Origin of the sequence: Paenibacillus spongiae (assembly GCF_024734895.1) — a bacterium.
Taxonomy (GTDB): Bacteria; Bacillota; Bacilli; order Paenibacillales; family Paenibacillaceae; genus Paenibacillus_Z; species Paenibacillus_Z spongiae.
This window is the reverse complement of the sequence record NZ_CP091430.1, coordinates 2,402,583-2,419,571: the sequence shown is the minus strand read 5'-3', so window position 1 is coordinate 2,419,571 and position 16,989 is coordinate 2,402,583. Positions and strand designations below refer to the sequence as shown.

General features: G+C 54.4%; 17 protein-coding genes. 3 read left to right on the top strand and 14 right to left on the bottom strand.

Features of this window, described 5'->3' with window-relative positions; all coding sequences use genetic code 11:
- Positions 1–105 precede the first annotated feature (105 nt).
- A complete protein-coding gene (locus L1F29_RS11115; RefSeq protein ID WP_258388376.1) occupies positions 106–1,239 on the bottom strand; it encodes a M20/M25/M40 family metallo-hydrolase in 1,134 nt (377 codons plus the stop codon).
- Between the two features lie 79 nt (positions 1,240–1,318).
- On the opposite strand from L1F29_RS11115, the gene prli42 reads away from it, so the two are divergent.
- On the top strand, positions 1,319–1,417 hold the full coding sequence (gene prli42 / locus L1F29_RS11110; RefSeq protein WP_258388375.1) for a stressosome-associated protein Prli42: 99 nt from the start codon (positions 1,319–1,321) through the stop codon (positions 1,415–1,417).
- 10 nt (positions 1,418–1,427) lie between these two features.
- Here prli42 and lipB read toward each other — a convergent pair whose 3' ends face one another.
- The 5 genes from lipB to lpdA form a co-directional block, all read right to left on the bottom strand.
- Complete coding sequence (gene lipB / locus L1F29_RS11105; RefSeq protein ID WP_258388374.1) at positions 1,428–2,120, bottom strand: lipoyl(octanoyl) transferase LipB; 693 nt, start codon at positions 2,118–2,120, stop codon at positions 1,428–1,430.
- 18 nt (positions 2,121–2,138) lie between these two features.
- Positions 2,139–3,500: a dihydrolipoamide acetyltransferase family protein gene (locus tag L1F29_RS11100; RefSeq protein WP_258388373.1), complete on the bottom strand. Its 1,362-nt coding sequence runs from the start codon at positions 3,498–3,500 to the stop codon at positions 2,139–2,141.
- 44 nt (positions 3,501–3,544) lie between these two features.
- Positions 3,545–4,528 carry an alpha-ketoacid dehydrogenase subunit beta gene (locus L1F29_RS11095; protein ID WP_258388372.1) on the bottom strand — a complete coding sequence of 328 codons (984 nt, stop codon included), beginning with the start codon at positions 4,526–4,528 and terminating at the stop codon, positions 3,545–3,547.
- Between the two features lies 1 nt (position 4,529).
- Positions 4,530–5,564, bottom strand: coding sequence for a thiamine pyrophosphate-dependent dehydrogenase E1 component subunit alpha (locus L1F29_RS11090; RefSeq protein WP_258388371.1), 1,035 nt, complete (start codon positions 5,562–5,564; stop codon positions 4,530–4,532).
- 131 nt (positions 5,565–5,695) lie between these two features.
- Positions 5,696–7,123: a dihydrolipoyl dehydrogenase gene (gene lpdA / locus L1F29_RS11085; protein WP_258389665.1), complete on the bottom strand. Its 1,428-nt coding sequence runs from the start codon at positions 7,121–7,123 to the stop codon at positions 5,696–5,698.
- A gap of 164 nt (positions 7,124–7,287) precedes the next feature.
- Between lpdA and L1F29_RS11080 the strand changes: the two genes are divergently transcribed.
- Positions 7,288–7,593 carry a DUF2627 domain-containing protein gene (locus tag L1F29_RS11080; protein ID WP_258388370.1) on the top strand — a complete coding sequence of 102 codons (306 nt, stop codon included), beginning with the start codon at positions 7,288–7,290 and terminating at the stop codon, positions 7,591–7,593.
- A gap of 103 nt (positions 7,594–7,696) precedes the next feature.
- Here L1F29_RS11080 and clpP read toward each other — a convergent pair whose 3' ends face one another.
- The 5 genes from clpP to L1F29_RS11055 form a co-directional block, all read right to left on the bottom strand.
- The gene (gene clpP, locus L1F29_RS11075) at positions 7,697–8,278 is read right to left on the bottom strand and encodes an ATP-dependent Clp endopeptidase proteolytic subunit ClpP (protein WP_258388369.1); all 582 of its coding nucleotides are present in this window, start codon (positions 8,276–8,278) and stop codon (positions 7,697–7,699) included.
- A gap of 141 nt (positions 8,279–8,419) precedes the next feature.
- A complete protein-coding gene (locus L1F29_RS11070; RefSeq protein WP_258388368.1) occupies positions 8,420–9,124 on the bottom strand; it encodes an RNA polymerase sigma factor in 705 nt (234 codons plus the stop codon).
- 125 nt (positions 9,125–9,249) lie between these two features.
- On the bottom strand, positions 9,250–9,735 hold the full coding sequence (locus L1F29_RS11065; protein ID WP_258388367.1) for a YhjD family protein: 486 nt from the start codon (positions 9,733–9,735) through the stop codon (positions 9,250–9,252).
- Positions 9,732–10,988, bottom strand: coding sequence for a DNA polymerase IV (locus L1F29_RS11060; protein ID WP_258388366.1), 1,257 nt, complete (start codon positions 10,986–10,988; stop codon positions 9,732–9,734). The genes L1F29_RS11065 and L1F29_RS11060 overlap by 4 nt, the downstream gene beginning before the upstream one ends.
- A complete protein-coding gene (locus tag L1F29_RS11055; RefSeq protein WP_258388365.1) occupies positions 10,978–11,178 on the bottom strand; it encodes a hypothetical protein in 201 nt (66 codons plus the stop codon). The genes L1F29_RS11060 and L1F29_RS11055 overlap by 11 nt, the downstream gene beginning before the upstream one ends.
- A 785-nt stretch (positions 11,179–11,963) precedes the next feature.
- Here L1F29_RS11055 and L1F29_RS11050 point away from each other — a divergent pair.
- The gene (locus tag L1F29_RS11050; RefSeq protein ID WP_258388364.1) at positions 11,964–12,422 is read left to right on the top strand and encodes a GNAT family N-acetyltransferase; all 459 of its coding nucleotides are present in this window, start codon (positions 11,964–11,966) and stop codon (positions 12,420–12,422) included.
- A 205-nt stretch (positions 12,423–12,627) separates the two neighbouring features.
- On the opposite strand, the gene L1F29_RS11045 is transcribed toward L1F29_RS11050, so the two are convergent.
- From L1F29_RS11045 to spoIVB, 3 genes are all read right to left on the bottom strand, one after another.
- The gene (locus tag L1F29_RS11045) at positions 12,628–14,322 is read right to left on the bottom strand and encodes an alpha-keto acid decarboxylase family protein (RefSeq protein WP_258389664.1); all 1,695 of its coding nucleotides are present in this window, start codon (positions 14,320–14,322) and stop codon (positions 12,628–12,630) included.
- 237 nt (positions 14,323–14,559) lie between these two features.
- Complete coding sequence (gene spo0A / locus L1F29_RS11040; protein WP_258388363.1) at positions 14,560–15,381, bottom strand: sporulation transcription factor Spo0A; 822 nt, start codon at positions 15,379–15,381, stop codon at positions 14,560–14,562.
- A gap of 232 nt (positions 15,382–15,613) precedes the next feature.
- Positions 15,614–16,939 (bottom strand): SpoIVB peptidase, encoded by a 1,326-nt coding sequence (gene spoIVB, locus L1F29_RS11035; protein WP_258388362.1) that lies wholly within the window; start codon positions 16,937–16,939, stop codon positions 15,614–15,616.
- Positions 16,940–16,989: the final 50 nt, after the last annotated feature.

Sequence of the window (16,989 nt, the reverse complement as noted above, 5' to 3'; positions counted from 1 at the left end):
TAAAACCGTATGGATTCGATCGAACCATGGATACGAGGAAACCCGCCAGGCTTGACGCCTGACGGGTTTCTTTGTGCCGGGTCCGATTCGCAGGTCCGCTGCCGGCTATGCCTGCTTATTCGCCGCATGCTTGATCAGCTCGACGACAAGCTCGCATGTTTTGACGAGATCTTTCACCTTGATCTGTTCCTTCGTCGTATGAATATGCTCGTAGCCGATCGCCAGATTAACCGTCGGAACGCCCAGACCGTTAAAAATGTTGGCGTCGCTGCCGCCGCCGGAATGGAATGTCCTTGGCGTGCAGCCAATGCTTGCAATGGCGGCCTTCGCGAGCTCTACGACCGGGTCTTCGTCTTCGTACGCGTACGCCGGATAAACAATCTGGCTCTCGAAATCCGCCTCAGCGCCATATTCCGCCGCAACGGCCTCCACCGCTTGGCGCATCGCCGCAATTTGGCGGTCCAGCTTATCCCCTGCGATGCTGCGCGCTTCCGCGTCCAATTTGACGAAATCGCATACGATATTCGTTGCGCCGCCGCCCTCGAACCTGCCGATATTGGCGGTCGTCTCGTGATCAATGCGGCCGAGCGGCATCCGCGCGATCGCTTTGGCGGCTACCTGGATGGCGCTTATGCCCTTCTCCGGATTGACGCCGGCATGTGCCGATTTGCCATGGATCTTGATCGTTATCTTCGCTTGGGACGGCGCCGCGACGGCAATATCGCCGACCTCGCCGTTGGAGTCGAGCGCATACCCGAACTTGGCCTCCAGCCTTGCCGGATCGAGCGCCCTTGCGCCGACTAGCCCCGATTCCTCGCCTGCGGTAATGACGAACTGCACGGGGCCGTGCGGAATGCCCTGCTCCTTAAGGATCCGGATCGCTTCCAGCATCGCGGCGAGCCCGGCTTTGTCGTCGCTGCCGAGAATTGTCGTCCCGTCGCTCCGGATATAGCCGTCCTCATCCAGCTGCGGCTTAATGCCGTTGCCCGGCGTCACCGTATCCATATGGGACGTGAAGAAGATCGTCTCCGCCTCTTCCGCGCCGTTAGCATTCAGCTTCACAATCAGATTGCCGGCACCATGTCCGGTTATCCGGGCCGAATCGTCCTCTTCGACGGACAACCCCAGCGCCGTAAACTCTTTTGTCAGCACATCGCACATTTGCCGTTCATTCTTCGTCTCGCTGTCCACCCGGACAAGCGACATAAATTGCTCGATCAACCGCTGCTGTTGAACCATGGACTTTCCTCCGTCCCTCTCTATCGTTTACAATAGTCTAGTATATCCATTAAATATTATCCGGAAGGAGCCTGTTTCCATGCGCATGAACCGCATCATGAGAATTGTCGTTTGGCTGCTTATCATATCCCTGCTTCTGTCCACCCTGCTCATCGGTATCGGCTGGGTGTTCGAATAGATTCGTCTGATCAAGTCAGATCGGCATTCTCGAATCCGAAGCTTCTGCAGAAGAACGGGACCAGCTCTTCGGCTGCCTGCCGGACGCTCAGGTGTATGCCCGTCAAATCCGCGAAGGAGGTGACGTCATACTCCTGAATGCCGCAAGGCACAATGCCCCGGAAGCCTTCCTCGCCAATCCCGGCCTTCAGGTTGAGCGCAAAGCCATGACTCGTCACGAATCCCCGGCGGGTCCGGCATTTGTTAAACTTCACTCCGATTGCCGCTATCTTCGCATTGCCTACCCATACTCCCGTATACTCCGCCTTGCGTCCGCCTTCGATGCCATAGCCCTCCAGCCAGTCGATAATAACCTGCTCCAGCTGTCTCAAGTAGCCATGTAAATCCAAGCCTGCCGCATCGAGATACAGGAGCGGATAGCCGACCAGCTGTCCGGGACCGTGGTATGTAATATCCCCGCCCCGGTCAATATTGAACACCTGAATTCCCTGCTCGGCCAGCTGCTCCTCCGAATACAGCAGATGCTCCGGATGACGCTGGGAGCCGACCGTATAGGTTGGCGGATGCTGAAGCAGGAGCAGCGTCTCGCGCCGCTCCTCCTTGTCAATTTCCTTCACGTAGGCTTTCTGCAAATCCCAGGCTTCGGCATAGCCGATCATTGGCGTGTAACTTGCATCAAGCTGCTTTAAATGGTTCTTCGTCATCGCAAGTCATGCCCCGTTTCAATACAGTTTCATGTCCTGATCGAAGCCTTCGAGCGTATCCTTGACGCGCTGCAGGAACCGGCCGCAGATGACGCCGTCGAGAATACGATGGTCGAGCGACAAGCATACATTGGCCATCGAGCGTACCGCCAGCATATCGTTAATGACGACAGGGCGCTTCACGATGGATTCGAATGTCACGATCGCCGCCTGCGGGTAGTTGATGATCGGCTGAGTCAGAATCGAGCCGAACGATCCGGTATTGTTCACGGTGAAGGTTCCGCCTTGAATGTCGTCCAGCTTCAGCTTGCCTTCGCGCGTCTTGCGCGCCAATACGTCGATTTCACGCGCGATGCCTGCAATATTCTTCTGGTCGGCATTCTTGATTACCGGCGTGATAACCGAGTCTTCGGTACCGACCGACAATGAAATATTAATGTCCCGCTTCACGATGATTTTATCCACGGCCCATACCGAGTTAATGATCGGATATTCCTTGATCGCATTGACGACTGCCTTAATGAAGAAGGCAAGATAGGTGAGATTGACGCCTTCGCGCGCTCTAAACTCATCCTTCAGCTTGTTGCGCAGAATGACGAGATTCGTGACGTCCACCTCGATCATCATCCAGCCATGCGGAATTTCGGTCACGCTCTGGCGCATCTTCTGGGCTATCGTGTTGCGGATCGGCGTAATGTCCACGAACGTCTCGCCGCTGCCCGGAATCGACTGGCCTTCGACCTCAACCTGCGGAATCCGCGGCGTCTCCGACAGATGGATTCCGGTTGAGCGAACCGGCATCCTCGAATCCATGTTAAGCTGATCGGACGAAGCAGCCGACGGAACAGGCGCCGTCTTAGGCGCAGCCTGCTTCGGAGCTCCGGAAGCGACATAAGCCAGCACATCTTTGCGCGTAATCCGGCCGCCCAATCCCGTACCCGGCACCAGAGTCAGGTTGACGCCGTGCTCGGCGGCAATTTGCTGTACGGCGGGCGAGTAGCGGTGGCGCATGCTCGTGTCGCTCTCGCCGGCTGCTGCGGAACCGGCCGCCTCGGCGGAGACCGCCGAGGCACCTTGGCCGGCGCCGCCTTGCTGATGGCCGCCGGCCTGAACCGGATCGCCGGAGGCGGCATCCTCCTCCGTCTCCACCAGGCAGATCGGCGTTCCGACGGGAATCGTCTCGCCGGCGCGGACCAATATTTTGACCAGCGTTCCCTTCAACGTAGAAGGCAGCTCGGCATTGACTTTGTCGGTAATGATTTCCGCGATTGGCTCATAGACGTCGACCGGGTCGCCGGGCTGCTTCAGCCATTTCTCGATCGTAGCCGATACGAGCGATTCCGCTAACTGCGGCATGATGACTTCCACTACGGTTTTCATGATTATCAACTCCATTTTTCCAGGCAGAAAATGCCGCTTGGATATTAGTAGAGCGCGAGATGGCGCATCGATTCTTTCACTTTGTCTTTATTAAGCATAAAAAATTTCTCGCCGGGCGGGTTGATCGGCATGGCCGGAACGTCCGGGCCGCACAGCCGCATAATCGGGGCGTCCAGCTCATAAAGCATCTCTTCCGCGATAATAGCGGATACTTCGCCGCCTACGCCGCCAAATTTATTATCCTCGTGGATAATCAGTACCTTGCCGGTACGGCGCGCCGCTTCGAGAATCGCTTCCGTGTCCAGCGGCTGCAGCGTACGCAGATCGAGGATATGCGCGGAGATTCCTTCTTGCGCCAGCTCCTCGGCCGCTTCCATTGCAAAGTGGAGCGGCAGGCTGTAGCTGATAACCGTTATGTCGTCGCCTTGACGCAGCACGTTTGCTTTACCGATCGGTACGGTATAATCGGTTTCCGGCACGTCGCCGGTCACGAGCTTGTAGCATTTTTTATTCTCGAAAAAGAGAACCGGGTCCGGGTCGCGGACAGCCGCCTTCAGCAGCCCCTTCGCATCGTATGCCGTATACGGCGCGATGATCTTCAGCCCCGGCGTTCCGAAGAAAACCGACTCCGGGCATTGCGAATGATACAATCCGCCGAATATGCCGCCGCCGATCGGCGCGCGAATGACAAGCGGACAGTTCCAGTCGTTGTTCGAGCGGTAACGGATTTTGGCGGCCTCGCTAATAATCTGATTCGTCGCCGGAAACATGAAGTCCGAATACTGCATCTCCGCGATCGGCTTCATGCCGTACATCGCCGCTCCGATCGCAACGCCGGCAATCGCCGATTCCGCCAGCGGCGCATCGAGCGCGCGCTGTTCGCCGAATTGCTCCTGCAGCCCTCTGGTCGTCGTGAATACGCCGCCCTTAAGGCCGACATCCTCGCCGAGAACGAAGACATCCTCGTCGCGCTCCATCTCTTCCTTCATCGCCAGACGTATAGCGTCGATATATTCCATAATGGCCATCTTAACGTCCTCCTTCCGCAGTATCGTCGCCCGCGTAAACGTGAAGGAGAATGTCCTCCGGTGCAGGAAAAGGCGCTTTATCGCCATATTCCGTCGCATCGTCGATTATCGCCCGAATCTCTTTGTTCAGCCCCGCATCCCGCTCTTCATCCCAAATGCCGCAGTCGACCAAATATTGCTTGAATCTCGGTACGCCGTCCTTGCCGCGGTGCTCCTCCACTTCTTCCTTCGTCCGGTAAACGAGATCGTTATCGGAGGTGGAGTGCTGCGACAGGCGGTACATCATGGCTTCAATCAGCGTCGGGCCTTCTCCGGCAGCGGCGCGCTCGCGCGCTTCCTTCACGACGCGGTATACTTCCAGCGGATCGTTCCCGTCGACCCGGACACCCGGAAACCCGTAGCCGATCGCACGCTCGTACACATTGCCGCCCAGCTGCTTGTGTACCGGCGTCGAAATGGCGTATTGATTGTTCTCGCACATGAAGATGACGGGCAGCTTATGTACGCCCGCGAAGTTCAAGCCCTCATGAAAATCGCCTTGATTGCTGGAGCCTTCTCCGAAGGTGACGAACGATACGAAGTCCTTCTTCTTCATCTTCGCCGCCAGCGCAAACCCGACGGCATGCGGAACCTGGGTCGTAACCGGGCTTGAGCCCGTTACGATGCGAAGCCGCTTGCTGCCGAAGTGGCCCGGCATCTGGCGGCCGCCGCTGTTGGGGTCCTCCGCCTTGGCGAATACGGACAGCATCAGCTCGCGAGGCGTCATGCCGACGGTCAAGACGAACGCATAATCCCGATAATAGGGAAGAAAATAATCGATTTCCCGGTTCATTGCATAGGCAGCCGCTACCTGAGCCGGCTCCTGGCCGATACCGGACACATGAAAGATGATTTTACCCGCCCGCTGCAGAAGAAGATTTCTTTCGTCGAAACGCCTTGCCGTCAGCATCTTGGCATACATATCGATAACCTGTTCATCGGTCAGCCCGAGCTCCTCGTGTCTGGACAATTGCCGAACAGATCCGGATTGCTTCATAGGGTTTCCCTCCTTGTTTAGCTGCTCTTATAACCTGGTACTAAGACTTGATTCTATTATAACTGAGATTTCTTTAAAAAGAAATGAGAAGAAAGCGCAGCGACCGCAATCTCCCCATTCCTTCGCATGAATTAATAAACGATCGCTTTGCCGTCAACCGCCAGCATCGCCTCTCCCATGGCCTCGGATAAGGTCGGATGCGGGTGAATCACGTGGCCGACCTCCCATGGAGCGGCTTCCATCAGCAGCGCCAGCGCAGCTTCCGATATTAGATCGGTCGCATGCGCGCCGATCAGATGAACGCCAAGCACATCGTTCGTTGCGGCGTCCGCAACAACCTTCGCAAACCCTTCGGGCTCGCCCAGCACCAAAGCCTTGCCGATGGCCTGGAAGGGGATCTTGCCGATCTTCACGTCATGGCCGCGCTCGCGGGCCGCGGCTTCGGTCAGCCCGACGGAAGCGACCTCCGGCCGGGAATAGATGCACCGCGGCACGCGCGATTCGTCTGCAGCCTGCTCCTTGCCGCCCAGAATATGGGCGACAGCCGTCAGTCCCTCATGCGCCGCAGCATGGGCAAGCTGAAGCCCGCCGTTCACATCGCCGATGGCATAAATATGAGGCTCGGTCGTCTGATAATAACCGTTGACGCGGATGGCGCCATTGTGGAGACGGATATCCGTATTCTCGATCCCTATTCCTTCGACGTTCGCCTGACGGCCCACGGACACAAGCAGCTTCTCCGCCGTCAGAACGACACTGCCTTCCGCCGTTTCCGCCGTAATCGCCGCAGCTTGTCCATCCGTATGCGCATACGTGTCCGTCAGCAGCGTAGCGCCCGTCAGGATGCGTACTTTGCGCCGGCGCAGCTCTTTGGCCAGCTCCTCCGATATCTCGGCATCCTCGCCCGGAAGAAGCCGCTTGGCCGTCTCCACGATCGTGACCTCCACACCGAAGTCGGCCAGCATGGACGCCCATTCAACGCCGATGACGCCGCCGCCGACAATCAGCACTGAGCTTGGCAGCCGCTCCATCAAGAGCGCATCGTCGCTTGTCATAATCGTCGTTCCATCCGCCTCCAGCCCGGGCAGCATCCGCGGACGGGAGCCGGTGGCGATCAGAAGATTCGTCGGGACTACCGTCTCCATCTCCCCGTCGGCCAGCTCAACGGCCACACTACCGCTGCGCGGCGAGAAGATGGATGGTCCTATGACCCGGCCGCTCCCATTGATAATCGTAATTCCGTTCTTCCGCATCAAATGCTGCAGCCCGCGATGGAGCTGTTCGACGGTTTGCTCCTTGCGCCGCTGCACGCCGTCAAAATCGACCGACACCGCACCGTCCACTTGGATGCCGTAGGACCCGGCTTTAAGCAGCGTGGCATAGACCTCCGCACTGCGCAGAAGCGCCTTGCTCGGAATACAGCCCCGGTGCAGGCAGGTTCCCCCCAGCTTATCCCGTTCAATGATAACAACGCTCTTGCCCGCTTGCGCCGCCCGAATGGCGGCCGTATAACCAGCTATTCCGCCCCCGAGAACGGCAATATCGCATGGAATCGTCATAATTTCTAGTCGCTCCTCAACGGCCGATTTTACCTTCACCCTCCTATTGTACCTGTTTTCGCCTCCCGGGAAAACCGCGCAAGTCCGCAAATGGACAGGTCCTCCGGAAAAGAGTATGATTATGAGCGTATCCGTGCTTTTTCTTACAGGAGGATTTCGCGTTCATGAAACTGATTATCGCCCGCTTCATCGCCATCATGCTGCTTGTTATTCCCGGGCTCGGCGCCACCTACGGGTTCTTGCTCATGAAGGATGCTGTTTTTCACTATTTCGCTTCGTTCGGTAACGATAACCTTACACCTAATTTCGAATGGCTGCCATTCCTTCTGGGACTTCTGCTCTTCGCGGTCGGGATCGCCTTTATCGCCGGCTGGATTTTTTTTCGGGACCGCAAGAAGAATTATTTGTCTCCGCGCTTTCGCGGCAAGCGCCCCAGCTCGCCGGGTCCCGAATCGTCCTCCAAATCCTGATGCCGCGTGCGCATCAAGGGGCTGCGAGCCTTCGTTCCAATCGGGAATAACAAAAGAAGGAAGACCCCCCAAACGGGTCTTCCTTCTTTGCTGCCTGCTTCATTCATACATGCTCGATAATCGCATCCACCAAGCCGTAAGCCTTGGCATCGGCCGCGCTCATGAAGTAATCGCGATCCGAGTCGCGTTCAATCGTTTCCGGAGACTGGCCGGTATGATGGGCCAGCACGCTGTTGACCTTCTCGCGCGTCTTCAGAATCCACTTCGCATGAATCTGAATATCAGCCGCTTGACCGCGTGCCCCTCCGAGCGGCTGGTGAATCATCACCTCGCTGTTGGGCAGCGAAAACCGTTTGCCCTTCGCTCCCCCGGCCAGCAGCACCGCCCCGAAGCTTGCCGCCATCCCCATGCAGATCGTCGAGACGTCGGCCTTAATATACTGCATCGTGTCGTAGATGGAGAATCCAGCCGTGACCGAGCCTCCCGGGCTGTTAATGAACATTTGGATCTCCTTATCCGGATCGTCCGCCGTCAAGTACAGCAGCTGCGCAACGATGGCGTTCGCCATCCCGTCTTCAATTTCGCCGTTGACCATGACGATCCGGTCCTTGAGCAGCCGCGAATAAATATCGTAGCTGCGCTCCCCGCGGTTCGTCTGCTCCACGACATAAGGGACAAGAGTCATGCACCTTCACATCCTAAAAGTTTTGTGGAGCATTGCTCCCTTGAATTGGCTTCGCAACAAAACTTGCTTCGGAAGCGTTACCTCGTTTTGTGGAGCATTGCTCCCTTGATTTGGCTTCGCAACAAAACTTGCTTCGCTCCGCTAAGCGGCGTACATCGCAATCGGCGAGGTGAAGGCGGACGTGCTTGATTTGGCGGATTGAACGGCTCCCGTCAATTGTCCGACCGCTTGAACCGGCTCGATCAAGCGATCCTGAACGAGCGCCAAGTAAATCAGAGCTTCCGGATCCGAACATTGGAATGCCGATAAATACGCCTGGAACCATTCGCTGTCCACGCAGCCGGCGGGGGCCGTGCCCGCCTCGGGATCGAGGTGCTGCCTCAGTGAGGCAATGCTCTTTCTTGCACGGTGCAGGGCGGCCTTGACCGCTCCTTCCGTCATCTGTAATCGCGCGGCTGCCTCGGCAGCTTTATATTGGAATACATCCCGCAGCAGAAAAACGGTTAACTGAAGCGGCGAGAGCCTGTGAACCAGCGCGCTCAAAATATGCTCGACCTCGAAGCTGTGTTCATCCACATAAGCCTCGCGGCCTGCCAGCTGCTGCATCAACCGGTCGCCGAGCTGCTGGCGGCGCACCTGATCGATCCATATGTTCTTGGCTGTCCGCTTCAGCAGGGCGGCGGGATTGGCATGCGGATGCTTTCCCTTAAGAAGCGGCAGCGCTCTTAGACACGCTTCCTGAACAATATCCTCCGCTTCCCACGCCGAATGGGTGAGCGTCAGGCAATAACGATACAGAACCGTCATATTCTGCTCGATTTCCACGAGCTGGTCGCTTTTCGACATCGTCCTGAACCTCCTTCCTCGCTTCATATATGGTAAACGAATGAACGCGCTCCAAGGATACGGGGCACTTCCACGAAACTTCGCCTGCGCTTTCGCGCACGGGCGGTTTGAACCTGCGTCATTATTTATTTTTGGAATAATACTGCTATATATTTTGTAATTCGAACGCTCGCTTCCGCCCGAATAATATCCCGGATCATCGTGAACTGGTCTTCATAGCCGCGGCAGCTGAACCGGAACTGGATCGTATTGTCGATCCGCTCCTCTTCGTACACTTTAATATTCCGCTGCTTCAAGGTCTTCCGTACGCGTGCGAGGTCCGCATGAATGAGATCGAGCAGCGCATTCGCCGCGCAGACATACAGCTTACGCAGCGTGTAGGTGGAGTCCTCGATGGACCGGCGGTTACTCTCGACGATCGACAGAATGATCGGAAGAATCGCATAATCGCGAACGAGGTTGATTTCCTCCGGCGTAGGCACGTTTTTCCTGATGATGGGCTGCGGCGTCTCCGCGGTTTCCCTCCGGTGCTTCAGCAATTGCTCGCGGTGCTCGGGCAGCATCATACGACTCGATTCCCATAGTCCGTTTCCTTCGAGTTTCTTGCTCATTTGTAATGACCCCCGATTTTGGCGGCGCGGTCATGCGCCTGCCCCGCTTCTTTCAACGACGCAGCCCGCAATATCGAAGATACACCATATCTCCGCTTGATGCCATCGACCGTCCGGTCCAGGTCGCGCTGCCGTTCGCGGTTTCCAATTGTCAGCTGATACTCGCTGTCGTCGGTTAACGACGATAGCGTAACCCCCAGCTTGCGGACCGGCAGGCCATCCCAATGCCGATAAAACAATACTTTAGCCGCTTCGTACACTTCGCTTCCGATATTCGTCGGATCGGCAAGCTTCATCTGGCGGAAAAATCCGGTTGGGCGGTCAAAATCCGCCCCCTGCGCACCTGTCGCGATCACGCTGCCCATATACCGCTTCGCACGGCAGCGGCGGCACACCTCGTCGCTCAATTCCAGCAGCACCGTATCGATCTCATCGGGCCGGCTGTAATCGCGCGGCAGCGTCATGCCATGACCGATTGATTTCTGCAGATTGTGCGTGCTTGGCGTAACCGGGGAAGGATCGATTCCGTTAGCGGTACGCCAGAACACTTCCGCATTGATGTCGCTATTCTTGCCGAAGCGTGCACGCATCTTATTCTTCAATTGGGGCAGCGGCGTTCGCGCCACATCCCCGATCGTCTGCATCCCCATGCGGTTAAAATGCGCCGTCATCCGGCCGCCTACGCCGAACATCTCGCTAACCCCCAGCGGCCACAGCACGTTCTCGAGCTGGTCCGTCGGCAGCGTGAAGATACCGGATGCATTCTTCTTCGCGAACAGATCGCAGGCCATCTTGGCGAGAATCTTGTTGGAGCTTATGCCCACCCGCGCCCAGACGCCGGTCTGCAGAAGAATTCGCGTTTGAATCTGAAATGCGATTTCGTCAGGAGAGCCGAACAGCTCCGACGATGCCGTTACATCCAGAAACTGCTCGTCGATGCTGAACGGTTCGACTAAATCGGTAAACTGCTCGAATGTTTTGGTAATTAACAAGGATATGTCAATATACGTTTGCATCCGCGGGCGGATGACGACGAGTTCGGGGCATTTGGCAAGCGCTTGGCCCAACGTTTCCGCTGTCCGGACGCCTTGCTTCTTGGCAATCGGGCATGCGGCGAGAATGATTCCGCTGCGCCGCTCCGGATCGCCGGCGACGACGACGGGCTGGTCGTGATATTCCGGATGTGCCGCTTTCTCCACACTGGCATAGAAAGACTGGCAATCGGCCAGCATAATAACCCGGTCAGACGGCATAATGACGCACCACTTCATAAGCCAGCACGTTATGGACATGAAATACGCGCGGGCCTCCGGTCGTCATGCAATACGCCTTGATCTGGCCGTCGCGCACCGCTTTTATTTGAATGATCCGCTCACTGATTCGGCTATGGCGGTCCATGTACACGATTCTAACGATACGGCCGACATACTTCTCGACTGACATAAGCAACCCCTCCGATACGAACGTATGATCCTATTATATACCGAATGTATGTTCGCTATGCAAGAGGAAATAATTGTATCGCCGCAAATTAGGCGCTCGCCCATCCATACAATCGCTAAGGATAGGCCTTGCCCGTCACCTTGATAATCGTGTATGGCCCTTCCAACGACCGGAATCGGAAGCCACCTTCCAATCAACTCCACCGCAGCGGTTTTACGTCAGCCCGCGACTGGTTATTTGCCTGAATGAGTTTTTGAAAACCAGCGAGTAAATGAAAGCGATCATGGTCATATTTGATTCACTTAACAGACATATGCTGCCGCCGTATGGCTGCGAATGGGTAAAGGCTGATAATTTCAAGCGGTTGGCAGCAAAATGCGTCACTTTAGAAATGACCGTATAACCAAAGCGATGCCATTTGTACGATAAGAGCAACCGAATTAGCTACAGCCTATCAGGTCAAGGCATACTCCTTAACCAATAGGCTGTTAGCGGCAGCCGTCGTATTACCTATCGAACTCGCAATGAACAGAGCCATACTTAAACTAGAAGCAGCCGCAATTTTAATTTCAAGCTCGTTCTCCTTTGCCTAATGATGTAACCTCTATTATACTAAATAGTATAATAAAGGTTACGAAACGGTGCTTTTCGTTAACAAGACTTAGCCATTCTATCCGAGGTGAATAACGACGGAAGCCTTCCCAATCAATAAAAGCTTAGAAAGCGAGCGCCTGCTATTACGAAAATTAGCGGTAGGCGATGCGGCTGATATTTTCAATTATGCGATGGACGAACAGGTTTCTCGGTTCACCACTTGGGAAAATCACAAGCGCATTGAAGATACAATGACCTTCTTGAACATGGTTACGCAGAAATATGAAAACAATCAGCCTAGCGATTGGGGCATTGTTTATAAAGAAACGAATATGCTGATCGGTACATGTGGATGGGTCTACCTCAATGAAACTCACCGCCGGGCGGAGATCGGGTATGCTCTTGCCCGAAAGCATTGGAATCGAGGGATCATAACCGAAGCGGTGAAGCAAGTTCTCCATTTGGGGTTCCATGAGTTGAATTTAAATCGGATTGAAGCGAGATGCATAGCTGAAAATATTGGCTCGGAGCGTGTCATGGAGAAGGTCGGGATGCAATACGAAGGACTTTTGCGGGAGCAAATGTTTGTTAAAGGAAGATACGTGAATGTTAAGCTGTACTCCATTCTAAAGAATGAATGGAATCATTGAGCGGTTCCCGGCTCTTGATTGAATCCGTTCAAAAACCAGCGATACAACTCGCCAATGGCAATGTCTTTTTGGAGAAGTTGCCGAGATACATGGACGGGCAGCGAAGAATGTTAGCTAAACCTGGATGAATATAATGCTGAACACAGCGCAAAGCGCACTCCCGGAGTGCGCTTTTCATTTCCGCATTTGAAGGAAAACCATCGATCTACCCTTTCAGCCGTTCCTGCCGCTCCAGATGCTTGCGGAGCCGGATCAAATAATCCGGGGCATCCAGCGGGTCGGTAACGATCAGCTCAATGATGCAAAGCCGGCTCGTTTGCGCTTGCTCTGCCGCGGCAATTGCCTCATCCAACTCCCGGTTGGTGCGTGCCTGAGCCGTGAACGCCTGTCCGCCAAAGACTTCAGCCAGCTGCGTATAATGCCAGGCGGGAATCTGGTTGTACGGCTGATTGGACGTCTTGACGTTCAAATATTTCTCGATGGTGTAGCCGCTATTGTTCAGAATAAACAGAATCGGACGGCAGCCGCCCGTGAGCATGGTGCTGATTTCTTGAACCGTCAGCTGCAGCGACCCATCCCCCGTAAACAGCAGCACACGCCTGTCCGGCGCCGCCATGCAAGCCCCGAACGCAGCGGGCGTTGCATAGCCGATGCTCTGCCAGCCCTGCTGGCCAATATAATCGGCTCCCGCCGGAAGCCGTACCTGCGACATGCCGTAAGCAAAGGTTCCTGTCTCAACGACAACAATATCTTTATCCTTCAGCATCCGCTGGAAGCGCGGATAGTACGATGCCGCGCGGATCGGCTCATCCGGCTCGCCGGATATCATATCGTAAGGAAAGGTAACCGGAGGCACAGCTCCGCTTCGGGTCCAACCGGTTCCGATCAAGGCTGCGATGAGATCCGCCGCCATCACCTGCTCGTACTTCGCTTCCCCGACTCGTACAAATTCCGGCTGAATGTCGACGAGGCGAAGACGGTCGAGCTTCGCGGTATCTTTCGCCGAATTGATGTCGGTCCAGATCATACCGACCGCAATGACGCACTCTGCGCTTTCGACGATGTTCCTGACCTGATCGCTGCCGAACGCTCCGCCGTATACGCCGATATAATTCGGATGCCGTTCGTCGAAGCTGCTCTTGCCAAGCATGAGCGAAGCGGCCGGCATGTTGAAGCGCAGCGCCAGCTGCTGAACGGCATCTCGAAGTCCAAAGCGGAGCGTTAGCACATCCGACAGCAGCACTACATTGCTTGTTCCATTCAACAGTCCGCTTATATGCTGAACCGCCGCTTCAAGGGCAGGCTTGCTTGTCGCGCCTTGCTTCTTCTCCGGAACAGCGCGTCTGACGATAGGCTTGGCGACCAGGTCGATGGCGACCATCAGATAGACCGGCTTGCGCGTTTGCTTCGCTATGCGTATAGCTGCCGGAATCTCCTGTTCGGCGTTCTCTGGCGTCAATATCACCGCATAGGCGCACAGGTGTCCATACATCTGCCGGAATACATCGAAATCGCCGTTCAGCAGCGTATGGTGCACCAGCTTATGCGCCTGCTGATCCATCGATTTCGGGGCTCCGACGATATGCACAATCGGCACATGTTCGCTGCTTGCTCCCGCGATCGCATTGCAAGCGCTCATCTCTCCGACGCCGAAAGTCGTTATTAGCGCCGACAAGCCCCGTAATCGGCCGTAACCGTCAGAAGCGTAACCCGCTCCCAGCTCGTTGCGTCCATTAATGAAACGGATTCCATCATATCGCTCCAACGTATCCAGCAGACTGAAATTGTAATCGCCGGGAATGCCGAAAATTTCGGTAATGCCTTCCGCTTTCAGACAGTCGAACAGATACTGCCCGAGTGTGGGCGAAGATTCCGGCATGGGCGGCTGTTTATCATCCATTTTTGCAAGCAAAGTCAATGTATATATTCCTCCTCAGAGCTTTCCGCAGGAATACTGATTTCGTAAAGCATGATTGGTTCGGCAGCTCCCGCTCTAAATTGCCCCATTCGCCCCTGAAGCATCCTCAATTCCTCAGCAAAAAAACACCAAAGCAAGCGCTCTAGTGTTTCTTTGTATGAAAATATGCAAAATTGCTTCTCGTCACGTTATGTCAAACCTTGCTGCATCTCATTCCTTCTAGCTCACCTTATGCTCGATCCGCAGCTTGTCCGCAACCATCGCGATGAATTCCGAGTTCGTCGGTTTCGACTTGCTGATGTTGATCGTGTAGCCGAACAGGTGCGAAATGCTGTCGATGTTGCCGCGCGTCCAGGCGACCTCGATCGCGTGGCGGATCGCACGTTCGACGCGGGACGGCGTCGTTTTGAACTTTTCGGCAATTGCCGGATAAAGCGTTTTCGTGATGGCACCCAATATTTCGATATTGTTGTAGACCATCGTGATGGCCTCGCGCAAGTATTGATAACCCTTGATATGCGCAGGAACGCCGATTTCATGAATGATGCTTGTAATGTTGGCATCCAGATTTTTACCTTTGCCCATTGGCACCACGTTTGATTTGGAAATGGCGGAGCTGCTCGTAAAATTAGCGGATGCGGAGCTGGAAACGACCGTCGTATTGCCCACCAGTTGGCGGATCCGATTAGCCAGAATCTCCATATCGAATGGTTTAAGTATGTAGTATGAAGCTCCCAGCTGAACCGCTTTCTGCGTAATATTCTCTTGCCCGAAGGCAGTGAGCATAATAATCTTCGGCATAGGAGTTATGTTCAATTCGCGCAGACGTTCCAACACGCCAAGACCGTCTAAATGCGGCATAATAATGTCCAGAATTAACACATCTGGCGGTTTCCTTGTTTCTTCAAGCAATCGGAGAACTTCTTCACCGTTATAGGCAATTCCCGTGATCGTCATATCGCTTTGTTCCGAGATATACTCCGATAACAGATTCGTAAACTCACGGTTGTCGTCAGCTAACAATACTTCAATTCTTTGCAAAGTAATATCCTCCTTAGACTCATCCGAGAATGAATGCATCATTTATATCGCCGAGCGTCTGCCCTTCTTGTCTAAGTTAACATTTTCGACACAAGAAAGGAAATTCCTTCTGTCGAATAATCTTTTTCTTTATTTTTTTAATCGGTTGATTTATAATTAAAAATTTACTACAACAACCATCACCGTTCGAACATTTTCGACAAAGCGTAAAAAAGAAAATCCTAAGGGGGCGTTAAGCCGCCTTAAGATTTGAGCTTGCTGTTTTGAGAAGGATACCGGCATCCTGCAGCATCCATTCGATGAAGCATCCATAACCGGATGTCGGATCATTGACGAATACATGCGTCACGGCTCCAATTAGTTTTCCGTCCTGAATGATCGGACTCCCGGACATGCCTTGAACGATGCCGCCTGTTCGTTCCACTAATCGGGGGTCTGTAATCTTAATGACCATCCCTTTCGTGGCAGGGGATGACTGATTGGTTACATGCACAATCTCCACATTGAAACGCTCGACCTTCTGTCCGTTGACAACAGTAAGAATTTGTGCGGGTCCTTCCTTTACTTCTTCAGCGAAAGCAACAGGCAATGCCTCTTGGTTATAGCTATGCGACGGCAATTCCGTCATCTTCCCGAATATTCCAAACGGTGTATTACGTTCGATATTGCCGAGTACTTTGCTTTCCTTAACGAATTGGGCTCGTTTCTCGCCCGGTTCCCCATTCTGGCTCTTATTGATGGACGTGACGTGGGATTGAAGAATTTGCCCTTCACCGACTTCGATTGGCGTTTGGGTATCCATGTCGGTAATAACATGTCCCAGTGCGCCATAGACGCCTTGGTCAGGAGCATAGAATGTTAATGTGCCCACACCTGCAGCAGAATCGCGGATGTACAACCCAAGCCGCCAAGCATGATCTTCTTGATCGTACACCGGGGCCAGCTTCGTTTGAAACAACCGTTCGCCCCGTTTTACCGTTAGCTGTAGCGGTCGTTTATCCGTTCCCGCTTGTTCTGCAAGCTGGGCGACTTTCTGGACCTCGTTAATATGCTTCCCGTTAATTTGGACAATTAGATCGCCTAACTGCAGGTTAGCGGCTTCCCCAGGGGAAACCTTCGTTCCCTTCGATGTGACAACCTGATGATGGCCTACAACCATAATGCCGGCGGATTTCACTTTAACGCCAATTGTCTGTCCGCCTGGAATGACCTTAAGATCAGGGACAACATTTACTTTAACGGTTTTGAACGGGATCTTGCCGAAGAGCTTCAATTTCATGGTCGTCTCGCCGCTCTGCTGCGATTGAATCGAAAGCGGCTTGTTCAAATCGACGGACAACGACCGGTCGCTCGAGCCGTTAACTTGAATCATAGTTGGATCAACGGTTACTTGTGCATGAACAGGCATGCCATAGTCTAACTGCTTCAACTGGCCGGTGAACAAACGAAGTTCGTTCGGAAATGCGGCGTAATGTTGAATAGGGGAGGAAAGACCAAGCACGCAAACGAAGAAAACGAGAACAAGACCGAGCCAACGCTTACGCCGATTGGCATTCAATGACTTCACGCTCCCTGAGCTTACTCCGCTTGACGAGAAAGGTGTTCGCC